Raw genomic sequence first — 13313 nt, 5'->3', positions numbered from 1 at the left:
CGTCAGGTGGCGGAGCCGCGTTCCGGGTGCCGCGTCGGCGGCGGGAGGAAGGGCAGGTGGGCCGGGGCGGCGCTCGCCGCGTCGGCGCCGAGGGCGGATCCGAGCGCGAGCAGGCAGCCGGCCGTTCCGGTGCCCAGGTCCATGGAAAGCCGCATCATCTGGTGCCCGGGGAAGGCCAGTTGGCCCTGGTAGGACATCGCGTACCAGCCGAGCCCGGCGATCTGCCCGGCCAGCCGGTCCGCGTCCGCGCCCGGTGCCGTCGTGCGGCTGAGGTGCAGGATCATCCCGGCGCGTCCCTGGAAGAGGCCGGGCTGGGCGTAGAAGCGTGAGGTGGCGGCGGTGAGGATGCCGGCGCGGGCCTGCTCGAAGGCGTCGATGCCGACGCCGGAGTCCCGCTCGGACCGCCCGCCCTCGCTGCCGGCGGCGTGCGCGAGGTAGTCGTCGACGACCATCCCCACCCCGACGCTCCCGTCGCCCAGATACGGCATGGTCCGCCAGCCCTCGTCGACCTCCAGCGCGCCGCCCTTCTGCTCCACGCAGCACGCCAGGTCCTGGCGCAGCGCCTCGCCGGCCGCGTCCAGCAGCCGCCGGTCGCCGGTCCGTTCGTACTGGCGCAGCAGGAACAGCGCGGGCCCGCTCGCGCCCCGCAGCAGTCCGGCACGCGGCCGGGCCCCGGACGGGGGTGGTGCGGTCAGCCGCCCCACGAGGATGTCCGCGGCCTCCGCCGCCCGCTCGCGCAGCTCCGGCTCCCCGGTGGCGTCGGCCAGCCCGCCGAGGACCAGCCCCAGCCCGGCCAGCCCGCCGCGCAGGTCGGAGGAGAGCCGCTGCCACCTCTCGCGCAGGACCGTGTCGATCAGGTCCAGGGCGCGCTGCCGGTGGCCGAGCATGTCGAGGACGTGGGCCACGCCCGCGAGACCGTCGTACAGGCCGAGCGGGGTGCCGACCGGTGGCGGGTCGGTGCGGTCGAGCAGCCAGCGTTCGCCCTCGTCGTAGCGCTCGGCGCCGGTCGCGGCCAGGGCGTACAGCACGCCGGCCGCGCCATGGGCGAGGCCCAGCCCGCCGCCGTCGGAGAACTGTGCGACGTCGCCCGGGAAGAGCCGGTCCTCACGCTCCGGGGTGGCCGAGGCGAGCAGCGCCTTGACCATCGAGTCGCGACTGTAGGGCCAGTCGCCGGGTTCCACGAAGGACGCGGAGCGGGCACGGGCCGTGTGCGCGGCACGCTCGGGACCGGCCACGTCGCGGCAGATCTCGGCGACCGCCGCGTCCAGGAACTCGCGTGGCACGTCCGGGAACTGACCCGCGATCACGTCCGCCAGGTGCGCCGCCTTGTCGCGGTCCACCACGAACAACGAGGTGATCGGCAGGAACATCGCCAGCCTCAGACAGGCCAGCGCATAGCGGTCGACGTCGACGCCCCTGCGGTCGGCCGGGGCCAGGAAGCCGGGGTGGGCGACGACCTGACGGCCGTTCTCGCCCACCGGGGCCGCCGCCTCGAAGTCGAGCAGGGACACCGACTCCTCGTCGGGGGCGACCATGATGTTGAAGACATGCAGGTCGTTGAAGACGATCCCGCGCGCGTGCACCGCCTCCACCGCGCGCTCCACGGCCCGGTGGATGCGCAGGGCCCAGGCCGTGTAGTCGGCCACGGCGCGCGGATCCGGGTCCGGGCCGATCAGCGGGTGTCGTTCGGCGAAGAAGGAGTTGAGGGGGCGCCCCTCGACGAAGTCCATGACCAGGAAGCGGTGTTCGCCGAGCAGGAACCAGTCGCGCACCTCGGGCACCACACCGGTTCCCGCCAGCTGTTCGAGCGCCTGCCGCTCCCGCTCCAGCCGGGTCACGGCGTCCGCGCCGTCCGCGGCGAGGCCCGCGTGCGGCCGGCCCTCCTTGAGGACCACCTTGCGTCCGTCCCGGGTGTCGGTGCCCGCGTACACCCCGCCGCCGTTGGAGAAGTGCAGCGCCTTCTCGATGCGGTACGGCAACTCGCCGACCGTCGTGGTGTTGCGGGCCGCCAGCTGCGGCGCGAGGAACGCGGGCAGCGTCACCCAGTCCGGCACCTGGAACGACGGCGCCCGCCGGTCCGGCACCAACTGGCCTTCCCCGTCCCGCACCGCCGGCACCAGCGAACCGCGGTCGTCGACGACGAAGAGGCGCGCGAAGGCGCCGTAGCGCACGTACAGCGGACCGTCGTCCCAGCGCAGATCGGTGAGGACGTACGGCCCCTCGAACCCCTCCAGCAGCCGGCCCAACTCGCACAGCACCGTGTGGAGCTGCTCTTCGTCGGCCGGGTAGACGGTGACGAACTTGCCGCTGGAGTCGCGGCCCGCGTACTTGGCGTTGCGCAGATGCAGCAGCTGCGGGCCGGGCACGAACTTGAACGGTATGCCCCGCGGCACGCAGTAGTCCCACACGATCCGCGCGATCTTCTCCGCGTTCGCCAGGGTGGCCGAGGCATGGATCTTCCAGCCCTGCGCGGGGCCCTGCACCGGGGCGCCGTCCGGGCCGAGCGGCGTCAGCGTCAGCCAGTCGCCGATCCGTGCCGCCTTCCAGCCCTCGGGGACCTCGTCCCGCGCCGCCTCGTACGGACGCGCGGCGCCCTGCGTGCCCACGGACAGCCGGTCCGGCGTCTCGTAGAAGTGCCTGTCGGCGAGCGCGTACACCTCGTAGCGCTTGTCCATGCGTCCCCCTCGGCTGGCCCGGCACCGAGACTTCCAGCGATGCAACGGCTACGGACAGTAACGACTGTCATGAGATCGCCGTGCGGAACGCATGCGTAAAGACATGTTCGGGGCCTTTCGAGCACCGGAACCCCGACCTCCCCACGGAACGCGCCACAGGGGCTGCGCAGGTGTCTCATTAGCGCTGTAATGGCGGACGTGGTCGGTGAGGGCGCCGCGGGACGCGGAACGAGAAGGCTGCGTGCCGAAGTTGCCCTCAAGACGGTCGCCGCCGAGCCCGGCTCACCGGACCGACTGCGCCGCGTGCTCGAACAGGCCCTGGTCTTCGGCGGAGCGACACTCGCCGCCGTGTACGCGCCGGGCGAGGACGAGGACCTGCTGTGTCTGGTCGAGTCCGCCGGTGTGCCGAGGACCTTCTACGGGCTGCGCGACAGCTATCCGCGCTCCGGCCGGTCCGCGGTGGCCGGCGCCCTGCGCACCGGACACGCACGGTGGCTCGGCCCGGCGGAACTGGCCGCGCGAACGGAGTCCCGACGGACATCCGGCCGGGACTTCTTCCTGGCAGCCCTGCCCACCCACGGCGACGAGGGCGGCGGCTGTCTGCTGGCCGTGAGCGAGCGCCCCGGCGGGTTCGACTCCGACGACCGGGAGTGCCTGGAGCTGATCGCCGATGCCGTCGCCTTCCCCGCCCTGCCCGCGGCCACGGAAGACGGCGAGCTGCCGGCCGACGCGTTCAGCCTCGCCATGGACACCGGCCGCGTCGAGGTCGGCGACGACATCCTGGCGCTGTTCGGTCTCGGCCCGGACGAGTTCGACGGCAAGGTCGAGACCCTGCTGGGCCTCACCGTCCCCGAGGACCTGCCGTCCCTGATGTCCGTCGTAGAGGCCGACCACACCGCCCTCGGCGACCGCGACCTGGAGTTCCGGGTCCTGCAGCCCACCGGCCCGCCCAGGTGGCTCAGGCTGCGCGGCCGTCTGCTGCCGGGCGGCGAGGGACTCCCGGCCCGTATCGTCGGCACCGTCGCCGACGCCTCCAGCCTGCGCGCCGACGTCACCGACGTGGCCCGCGTCCAGCGTCTGGCCGCCGCGCTCGCCATCGCGGGCACCGTCCGCGACGTCAGCCACGCCGTTGTCACGGCTCTGCGGGGGCCGCTGCGCGCCGACCGCATCGCCCTCGCCGAGCTGGAGAACGACCGTCTCGTCGTCACCGTCCTCGACCCGCCCGACCCCGAGTCCTGGCCGCAGCTGTGGCGCGTGGAGTGGCGTACCGAATGGCCGGACGCGCCCGTGCGCGCGATGCCCACCCTCGCCGCCGCCCTGCGCGAGGGCCGCGCCCAGATCTGGCCCGCCGGCAGCCCGCTGGAACCGGCCCTCGCCGATGTCGGCCCCGGCGGCCTGGCCGTCCTGCCGCTGCCCGCCGGGGGCCGGATGGTCGGCGCCTGCCTGATCGGCTGGGACGCCCCGCACGACTTCGGCCCCGACGAGCGCGCCCTGCTCACCGCCTCCGCCGGCCTCGCAGGGCAGGCCCTGCTGCGCGCCCACGCCTTCGACGCCGAGCACGAACTCGTCGGCATGCTCCAGCGCCAACTGCTGCCGCGCCGCCTGCCCCGGCTGCCCGGCGCGGAGGCCGTCGCCCGCTACCTGCCCACCACCGCCGGACTGGAGGTCGGCGGCGACTGGTACGACGTGATCCCGCTGCCCGACAACCACGTCGCCCTGGTCATCGGCGACGTCCAGGGCCACAGCGCGGCCGCCGCCACCCTGATGGGCCAGATGCGCACCGCGCTGCGCGCCTACGCCGCCGAAGGGCACCCCCCGGACGTCGTCGTCGACCACGCCAACCGCCTCCTCATGGACATGGAGACCGACCTCTTCGCGACCTGCTGCTACGTCGACGTCGACCTGGAAGAGGGTTCCGCCTGGTGCGTGCGCGCCGGTCACCCCCCGCCGGTCCTGCGCCACCCGGACGGCAGTACGGAGATCGCCGAGGCGGAGGGCGGCCCGCCGCTCGGCGTGCTGCGGCAGGCCGGCTTCCCGATGAGCCCACTCGGGCTGCAGCCCGGCACGGTGGTCGCCCTCACCACCGACGGCCTCGTCGAGTCCGCCGACTCCGACATCGACACCGGCATGGCCCGGCTCGCCCGCGAACTCGCCCGCTCCGACCCCGCCCACCTCGGCCTCGTCGCCGACGCCCTGCTCGTGGGCGCCCGCCGCAGCGACGACATCGCCCTGCTCCTGATGCGCTACGACGGCATGGCCGTACGGCCCTTGCGCGAGAGCTGGACGGTCTGGCGCGTACCGCAGGCCGTCGGTCACGCCCGCCGCTTCACCCGCCGAACCCTGCGCGCCTGGGGGGTGCCGCCGCAGGACATGGACGCCGTCCTGCTCGTCGTCTCCGAACTCGTCACCAACGCCCTCGTGCACACCGACGGCCGGGTCCGCCTCGACCTCATGCTCGTCAACCGCCGGTTGCGCGTGGCGGTCGCCGACTCCTCGCCGCGCACACCGGTCAAACCGGCCAGCATCAGCTGGGAGGCCACCGGCGGGCGCGGCATCCTCCTGGTCGAGGCGATGGCGGCGACGTGGGGAACCGTGCCGGTCAGTGGCGGAAAACAGGTGTGGAGCGAGATCGTCCTCGGCGACTGAGAGCGCGCTCCGGTGAACGGCCGGTGGCATGGAAGTGGCGCGCGAGCCAATCCCGACACCGTCAAATTGGCCGAATCGGGGCTAAGGTGAACCGATGAAGGCTCTCGTGCTGTCCGGTGGCGCCGGTACGCGCCTGAGGCCGATCACGCACACTTCGGCCAAACAGCTCGTGCCGGTGGCGAACAAGGCCGTGCTCTTCTACGGGCTGGAATCCATCGCCGCGGCCGGGATCACCGAGGTCGGTGTGATCGTCGGTGACACCGCCCCGGAGATCCAGGACGCCGTCGGCGACGGTTCCAAGTTCGGTCTGGAGATCACCTACATTCCCCAGGAACGGCCCCTGGGACTGGCCCACGCCGTGCTCATCGCCCGTGACTACCTGGGCGACGACGACTTCGTGATGTACCTCGGCGACAACTTCATCGTCGGCGGAATCGCCGGCCTCGTCGACGAGTTCCGCACCAACCGCCCCGACGCCCAGATCCTGCTCACCCGCGTCCAGGACCCGCGCGCCTTCGGCGTCGCCGAACTCGACGACACGGGCCAGGTCGTCGGCCTGGAGGAGAAACCCGAGCACCCCAAGAGCGACCTCGCCCTGGTCGGCGTCTATCTCTTCACCCCGCTGATCCACGACGCGGTCCGCGCCATCACACCGTCCTGGCGCGGCGAGTTGGAGATCACCCACGCCATCCAGCATCTGATCGACGCCCGCGCCGACGTGCGCTGCACGGTCATCAAGGGCTACTGGAAGGACACCGGGAACGTCGCCGACATGCTGGAGGTGAACCGGACCGTCCTGGAGGGCCTCACGCGGCGCATCGACGGCGAGGTCGACGACGCCTCGGAGACCGTCGGACGCGTGGTCGTCGAGGAGGGGGCACGCATCGTCAACTCGCGCATCGTCGGCCCCGCCGTCGTCGGCGCCGGCACCGTCGTCGAGGACTCCTACGTCGGCCCCTTCACCTCCATCGCACAGAACTGCCGTATCAACGACAGCGAGTTGGAGTTCTCCATCGTGCTGCGGGACTCCTCGATCCAGGGAGTGGGCCGGATCGAGTCGTCGCTCATCGGCCGGCACGTCGAGGTCACCCCCGCGCCCAGCGTCCCCAGCGCCCACCGACTCGTCCTCGGAGACCACAGCAAGGTGCAGATCCACACATGAACCTTCTCGTCACCGGCGCCGCCGGCTTCATCGGCTCGACCTACGTCCGCACCCTGCTCGCCCGCGACGCACCGGACGCGCCCGAGGCGCCGCGGATCACGGTGCTGGACAAGCTGACCTACGCCGGCACCCTGGACAACCTCGAACTCGACCACCCCCGGCTGGAGTTCGTGCAGGGCGACATCCGGGACGCCGAACTGGTCGACAAGCTGATGGCCGAGGCCGACCAGGTCGTGCACTTCGCCGCCGAGTCCCATGTGGACCGCTCGATCACCGGCGCCGGCGACTTCGTCCTCACCAACGTGGTCGGCACCCAGACCCTGCTGGACGCGGCCCTGCGCTACGCCGTCGCACCCTTCGTGCACGTTTCGACGGACGAGGTCTACGGCTCGCTGGCGACGGGTTCCGCCACGGAGGAGGACCTGCTGCGGCCCAGCTCGCCGTACTCCGCCTCCAAGGCCTCCTCCGACCTGTTCGCGCTCGCCTGTCACCGCACTCACGGCCTGGACGTCCGCGTCACCCGCTGCTCGAACAACTACGGCCCGCACCAGTTCCCGGAGAAGGTCGTCCCGCTCTTCATCACCAACCTCCTCGACGGCGAGCGGGTACCCCTGTACGGCGAGGGCCTCAACGTCCGCGACTGGCTGCACGTCGACGACCACTGCGACGGCGTCGAACTCGTCCGCACCAAGGGCCGCCCCGGCGAGGTCTACAACATCGGCGGCGGCACCGAGTTGAGCAACAAGGACCTCACCGCCCTGCTCCTGGAGGCCTGCGGCGCCGACTGGGACCGGGTGGAGCACGTCGAGGACCGCAAGGGCCACGACCTGCGCTACTCCGTCGACTGGACCAAGGCCCGCACCGAACTCGGCTACCGGCCCCGCCACGACTTCGCGTCGGGCCTCGCCGGCACCGTCGCCTGGTACCGCGACCACCGCGCCTGGTGGGAACCCCTCAAGCGCCGCGTCGGCGAGGAGCACGGATGAGGTGGCTGGTCACCGGAGCGGGCGGCATGCTCGGCCGCGACCTGGTCGAGGAACTGCGCACCCGCGACGAGCAGGTGACCGGCCTCGACCGCCCTGCCCTCGACATCACCGCCCCCGACGCCGTCGACCGTGCCCTCGCCGCACACCACCCCGACGTGGTCGTCAACTGCGCCGCGTACACGGCCGTCGACGACGCCGAACAGGACGAGGAGAGCGCCCTGCGCGTCAACGGCGACGGCCCACGCATCCTCGCCCGGGCCTGCGTCGCGTACGAGGCCCGCCTGATCCAGGTCTCCACCGACTACGTCTTCGCCGGAGACGCCCGCACCCCCTACGCCGAGGATGCCGCGCCCGACCCCCGCACCGCCTACGGTCGTACCAAACTGGCAGGTGAGCGGGCCGTACTGGACGAACTCCCGGACGCGAGCGCCGTCGTGCGCGCCGCGTGGCTCTACGGCGTCCACGGCCGCAGTTTCGTGCGGACGATGACGGAACTCGAAGCCCGCCGGGACACCGTGGACGTCGTGGACGACCAGCGCGGCCAGCCGACGTGGAGCGCCGACGTCGCCGCGACGATCGCCGACCTCGGCCCGCGGGTCGGCCGTGACATGACCGGCGTCCTGCACGCCACCAACTCCGGCGAGGCGTCCTGGTACGACCTGGCCCGCGAGGTGTTCCGGCTCCTCGGCGCCGACCCCGACCGGGTGCGGCCCGTCACCAGCGAGGCCTTCGCCCGGCCCGCGCCCCGCCCCGCGTACAGCGTCCTCGCGCACGGCCGCCGGCAGCGGCTCGGCCTCGCGCGAGCACGCGACTGGCGCACCGCCCTGCACGAAGCACTGCCCCGGATCCGCAAGGAGACCCCTTCGTGAAACGCCATGAGTTCCTGCGGGAACTGCACAAGGTCAGCGGCAACCGCAACTACCTGGAGATCGGCGTCAACGACGGCCGCAGCCTCCGGCTGTCCCGCGTGCCCACCATCGCCGTCGACCCCGCCTTCAAGGTCGTCACGGAGATCCGCTGCGACGTCCACCTGGTCAAGGCCACCAGCGACGACTTCTTCGCCCGCGACAACCCGCTCGTCCACCTCAGGGGCGGCCGTCATCCGGTGCGGAACCTGCGACGCGGTCGCAAGCCGTTCGGGTACTGGCGGCGTACCGTCCTCGACCTGTCGTTCATCGACGGCATGCACCTGTTCGAGTACGCGCTGCGGGACTTCATGAACATCGAGCGGCACTCCGACTGGACCAGCGTGATCGTCTTCGACGACATGCTGCCGCGCAACGTCGACGAGGCGGCACGCGACCGGCACACCGGGGCGTGGACCGGCGACGTGTACAAGATCGCCGAGATTCTCGGCCGGTACCGGCCCGATCTGGTGACCGTTCTGGTCGACACCCAGCCCACCGGGCAGCTCGTCGTCTTCGGGGCCGATCCCCGGAACACGGTGCTGCGGGACCGGTACGACGAGATCGTCGCCGAGTACGAGGTGCCCGATCCGCAGAAGGTGCCCGAGGCCATCCTGGACCGGGCGTCGGCGGTGGCTCCGGAGGCGCTGCTCGGGGCGGGTTTCTGGCGGTCGCTGGCGCGGGCCCGCAGGCTCGGTGTGCGGCGTGGGCGGGCGTGGGTGCCGTTGCGGCTTGCGATTGCGGGGGTCGCCGCCGGCGGTTGAGCGGTGGTGCCGGGTTCTGCAGGCGCACGTCTGCGGGCTCGTCGTGGCTGGTCGCGCGGTTCCCCGCGCCCCTCAGGGCGTTGCCGAACCGACCCCAGTGCGTAGCCGGGCGTAGTGGGCGGTGCAGTCCTCGTACGACGGGAGCAGGTCCGCCTCTCGCGCCCGTGCCAGGGACGGTGCCTGCGCGTCCTTGGGGGACAGTACGGGTGGGATGTCCTCGGGCCAGGCGATGGCCAGGTCCGGGTCGAGCGGGTTCAGCCCGTGTTCGCGCTCGGGCGCGTAGCCGGTCGAGCACAGGTAGACCACCGTGGCGTCGTCGGTGAGTGCCATGAAGGCGTGACCGAGGCCCTCCGCGAGGAACAGGGCGTGTCGGCTGTCGTCGTCGAGGCGCAGGGCCTCCCAGCGGCCGAACGTGGGGGAGCCGACGCGGATGTCGACGACCACGTCGAGGATGGCGCCGCGCACACAGGTGACGTACTTGGCCTGACCGGGCGGCACGTCCGAGAAGTGCACGCCCCGCAGTACGCCCCTGCGGGAGACCGAGCAGTTGGCCTGGGCCAGCGACAGGTCGTGGCCGGTCGCCTCGCGGAACTCCGGGCCTCGGTACCACTCGTGGAAACTGCCCCGGTCGTCCGGGAAGACCTTGGGCTCCAGCGCCCAGGCGCCTTCGATGCCGAGCGATCGCATGTCCTCACCTCCTCGTGGCCAGGGCCCGCAGCCGGGCCGTCGTGCGCCCCAGGGCCGTACCGAGCCTGCGTCGTGCCCTGCGGGCGAGACGCCCTAGCGCACTGGGCGTCGGCGCCTGCACGACGCGCACGCCGCCGACCCCGGAGCGCAGGGCGAAGGGAAGCGGCAGGAAGCGTGACCCCGGCACGCCGAGCGCTGCCCGCCAAGTCGCCCCGCTCAGCTCGCCGAGCGGCAGCACGGCCTCCAGCAGCGCCGCGGACCCTTGCGGGGACAGCGTGGCCGGGACGTCGTGGGCGGTTCCGGACGCGGTGAGCCGGAGCGTCACTTCGGTGCCGTCGTCGGGGACGTGCAGGGGGAGCCGTGCGTGCAGGCGGGCGCCCGAGAGAGTGATCTCGGCCGGGGTGAGGGCGCCCAGGCCGACGCGGTGGGTCGCGCGGTCGACGTCGAGGGCGAGATGGGTGTGCGGTGACGTCCAGTACGGCAGGACCACGTGGCCGCCGGTCACGGCGGCGTACGGCGTGGGGCGGTTCCCCCGCGGGGCGGGGCCCAGACGGCATTCCTTGGTCCAGCCGCCCAGCTTGACGCGGACGAGGGCGTCCCACAGGCCGTCGCGGGTGAGGCCGGCGGGGTCCACGGTGGCGGTCGCGCGCAGGAGCAGCCGGACCCGGCCGTCGTCGCCGGCCGGCACCTCCTCCCGGGTGAACTCGACCGGCTGGAAGTACTGGGCGGCGCTGGCGCGCTCGCGCACCAGCAGGTCCGCGGTGGCCCCCTCGAAGCGGGCGACGGTGTCGGCGCCCACCCAGGCGACAGCCGCCGCCAGGTCCTCGGGCGGGCCGTCGAGAGGGGTACGAGCCGTACTCGCGGCGAAGGTCATCGGCTCACCGGCGGACGCGTACTCCGCGGTGAAGGCGACCCGCAGTGTGCCGTCCTCCCACGCCACGCGCTCGGGGACGGCCGTGAGGGCGATGCCGGCCTCCCACTCGGCGAAGGCCTCGACGTCGTCGTACCGACCCGCGGCGATCAGCGCGGCGACGACCTGCTGCGTCGGCTGCAGTCCGGCCGCGACACCGGGACCGAAGCGCTCCACGACGACCTGGTGGATCTCCTCGAACAGGTCCCGGCGATAGTCCGCCGGCAGGGCGAGCAGCCGCCGGGCGCGCATCCGCTCGACCATCTCCACCCGCAGCCAGCGCCGGAACAGCCGGTCCCGCAGCGGCCCAGGTTCGGTGTACTGCTCGACGACGTCCAGGGCCTCGCGGAGGTTCTTGAAGTAGCCGCCCGGGTCGAAGCGCTGGAAGCCGGCGTTCGAGGCGTCGTCCCGGCGGACGTGGTAGTAGCAGACGTAGTCGCTGAGCACCGAGACGTTGGACGCGCGCAGATACGCCTCGGTGACGAAGACGTGGTCCTCCAGCCGCCGCCTCCCCTCGGGGAAGCGCAGGCCGATGTCGTCGAGGAAGGCCCGGCGGAACATCTTGTGCGGGGTGAGGCTGTCGATCAGCGGCGCGTTCTCGACGGTGGCACGCGGGTGGTTGCGGCGGAACAGCTCCACCGGCACCCCGCGGCCCTTGCCCGCCATCTTGCCGACCACGACATCGGCGCCGTGGGCCACGCCGTAGTCGTACATCCGCTCCAGGGCCTCGTCACCGAGGTAGTCGTCGTTGTCCACGAACATCACGTACTCGCCCCGGGCGGCGGCGATGCCGACGTTGCGGGGCTTGCCGGACCAGCCGGAGTTCACCTGGTGAACGACGGTCACCCGGGACTCCGCGGCGGCCAGCACGTCGAGCCGGGCCGGTGTGTCGTCGGTGGAACCGTCGTCGACGAAGATCACTTCGTACTCGTCCGGAGGCAGCGACTGCCGCAGCAGCGACTCGATGCAGTCCTCGACATAAACCCCCGGGTTGTACACGGGGACGACCACGCTGACCTTGACCGGCATCGGTCTCCGAGCCCCCTAGGGGTCGCTGGGCGTTTGCGTCGAATTACGGCGCTCGTGGCCAAATGCTAACCCTGACACCGGGTTTGTCCACCGCTCAACCGTGGCGCCCTCGCGCCGAGAACCGGCCCGAAGATCGTCCGCGCCGGTAGCCTGAGGGCGTGCGCCTGCTGCTGATGTCCGACACCCACCTGCCCAAACGCGCCAAGGCGCTGCCCGAACCGCTACTCGCCGAACTCCCGCGCGCCGACGTCGTGTTCCACGCCGGGGACTGGGTCGATTCGGCCACGCTCGACCTGCTGGAGAGCCGCAGCGCCCGACTCATCGGCGTCCACGGCAACAACGACGGACCGGACCTGCGCGCCCGGCTCCCCGAGGTGGCGTACGTCGATCTCGGCGGCCTGCGCTTCGGCGTGGTCCACGAGACCGGGCCCGCCCAGGGCCGTGAGGCGCGCTGCGCGGCCAGGTTCCCCGACCTCGACGTCCTGGTCTTCGGCCACAGCCACATCCCCTGGGACACCACCGCGCCCACCGGTCTGCGTCTGCTCAACCCGGGCTCACCGACGGACCGCCGCCGCCAGCCCCACTGCACCTACATGACGGCGACCGTGACCGAGGGCGGGCTGGGGGAAGTGGAGCTGCACCGGCTGCCGCCGCGCTGAGCTGGGAAAGGGCTGAACTCAGAAAGGGCTGAACTCGGAGGGCCGAGCTCAAAAGGAGCCGAGTTCAAAAGGAGCTGAGCTCAAAAAGATCCGGGCCGCTCCGTGTGCAGGGAAGCGGCCCGGGCGCTGCGATGCGCTGTCATGGACCTCCTTCCCGCTCCGAGGCGTTGTTCGGGGGCCCGTAGGCCTCCTTGTGTCGCCCCCTACCCCTTCGCATCCGCGTTACACCCCTGATTTGGGGCCGCCCGCGCGTCGATCGACGCCTGAGATCACCTGCGACCCGCCCGCCGCCTGCGCAACAGGCGCACCAGGACCAGCAGCACCCCGACCGCCGCCACGGCCGCCCCCGCCCGTTTCGCCACCGGCACCGCGGCCGTGCGGATCAGGTCGAGCGGCTGTTCAACCTCATCCTCGGCAACCGGCGCACTGTGCGCCGGCTCGGTCAGCCGCTCCGACAGACACGTCGCGAACTGCCCGACCAGCCGGTCGCCCACCTCGGCCATCACCCCGCGTCCGAACTGCGCGGGCCGCCCCGTCACGGTGAGGTCGGTGTCCACCGACACGGCCGTACCGTCGTCGCGCTCGCTGAGCGTGCCGGTCATCGTGGCCCGTGCGGTGCCCTGCCCGCGCGTCTCGCGGCCGCTCGCGATCAGCACCATGCGATACGCCGTCTCGTCCTGCTCCTCGAAGACCGCGGTGCCCCTGTAGGCCACGGTGATCGGGCCGACCTTGACCTTCACCGCACCGGTCACGGTCTTCCCGTCGTACTCCTCGACGCTCGCCCCGGGCATGCAGGGCGCGATGCGCTCGATGTCGAGGAGCGTGCGCCAGGCCTCGCCGACCGGGACGGGGACGGTGAACTCGTGGTGCAGCTCCATGACTTCCTCCAA

General features: G+C 72.3%; 10 protein-coding genes. 6 read left to right on the top strand and 4 right to left on the bottom strand.

Features of this window, described 5'->3' with window-relative positions; all coding sequences use genetic code 11:
• Positions 1-2: 2 nt before the first annotated feature.
• Positions 3-2675 (bottom strand): class III lanthionine synthetase LanKC, encoded by a 2673-nt coding sequence (gene lanKC, locus OG331_RS08370; RefSeq protein WP_406193554.1) that lies wholly within the window; start codon positions 2673-2675, stop codon positions 3-5.
• Positions 2676-2864: 189 nt separating this feature from the next.
• On the opposite strand from lanKC, the gene OG331_RS08365 reads away from it, so the two are divergent.
• The 5 genes from OG331_RS08365 to OG331_RS08345 all read left to right on the top strand — a co-directional run bounded on the left by OG331_RS08365 (position 2865) and on the right by OG331_RS08345 (position 9138).
• Positions 2865-5321: a SpoIIE family protein phosphatase gene (locus tag OG331_RS08365; protein ID WP_406193552.1), complete on the top strand. Its 2457-nt coding sequence runs from the start codon at positions 2865-2867 to the stop codon at positions 5319-5321.
• A 94-nt stretch (positions 5322-5415) separates the two neighbouring features.
• A complete protein-coding gene (locus tag OG331_RS08360; protein ID WP_406193550.1) occupies positions 5416-6483 on the top strand; it encodes a glucose-1-phosphate thymidylyltransferase in 1068 nt (355 codons plus the stop codon).
• Positions 6480-7469, top strand: coding sequence for a dTDP-glucose 4,6-dehydratase (gene rfbB / locus OG331_RS08355; RefSeq protein ID WP_406193548.1), 990 nt, complete (start codon positions 6480-6482; stop codon positions 7467-7469). The genes OG331_RS08360 and rfbB overlap by 4 nt, the downstream gene beginning before the upstream one ends.
• Positions 7466-8338 (top strand): dTDP-4-dehydrorhamnose reductase, encoded by an 873-nt coding sequence (rfbD, locus tag OG331_RS08350; protein WP_406193546.1) that lies wholly within the window; start codon positions 7466-7468, stop codon positions 8336-8338. Before rfbB ends, rfbD begins: the two co-directional genes overlap by 4 nt.
• On the top strand, positions 8335-9138 hold the full coding sequence (locus OG331_RS08345; RefSeq protein WP_406193544.1) for a class I SAM-dependent methyltransferase: 804 nt from the start codon (positions 8335-8337) through the stop codon (positions 9136-9138). Before rfbD ends, OG331_RS08345 begins: the two co-directional genes overlap by 4 nt.
• A 72-nt stretch (positions 9139-9210) precedes the next feature.
• On the opposite strand, the gene rfbC is transcribed toward OG331_RS08345, so the two are convergent.
• Together rfbC and OG331_RS08335 are read right to left on the bottom strand one after the other, a co-directional pair.
• Positions 9211-9825: a dTDP-4-dehydrorhamnose 3,5-epimerase gene (rfbC, locus tag OG331_RS08340; RefSeq protein WP_406193542.1), complete on the bottom strand. Its 615-nt coding sequence runs from the start codon at positions 9823-9825 to the stop codon at positions 9211-9213.
• Between the two features lie 4 nt (positions 9826-9829).
• Entirely contained in the window at positions 9830-11764 is a 1935-nt protein-coding gene (locus tag OG331_RS08335) for a glycosyltransferase family 2 protein (protein ID WP_406193540.1), read from the bottom strand.
• Positions 11765-11922: 158 nt separating this feature from the next.
• Between OG331_RS08335 and OG331_RS08330 the strand changes: the two genes are divergently transcribed.
• On the top strand, positions 11923-12423 hold the full coding sequence (locus tag OG331_RS08330) for a metallophosphoesterase family protein (protein ID WP_406193538.1): 501 nt from the start codon (positions 11923-11925) through the stop codon (positions 12421-12423).
• A 269-nt stretch (positions 12424-12692) separates the two neighbouring features.
• On the opposite strand, the gene OG331_RS08325 is transcribed toward OG331_RS08330, so the two are convergent.
• On the bottom strand, positions 12693-13301 hold the full coding sequence (locus OG331_RS08325; RefSeq protein ID WP_406193536.1) for an SRPBCC family protein: 609 nt from the start codon (positions 13299-13301) through the stop codon (positions 12693-12695).
• Positions 13302-13313 lie beyond the last annotated feature (12 nt).

This window comes from Streptomyces sp. NBC_01017, from assembly GCF_045162795.1.
In the GTDB taxonomy this organism is placed as follows: Bacteria; Actinomycetota; Actinomycetes; order Streptomycetales; family Streptomycetaceae; genus Streptomyces; species Streptomyces machairae.
This window is presented reverse-complemented; position numbering and strand designations above follow the sequence as displayed.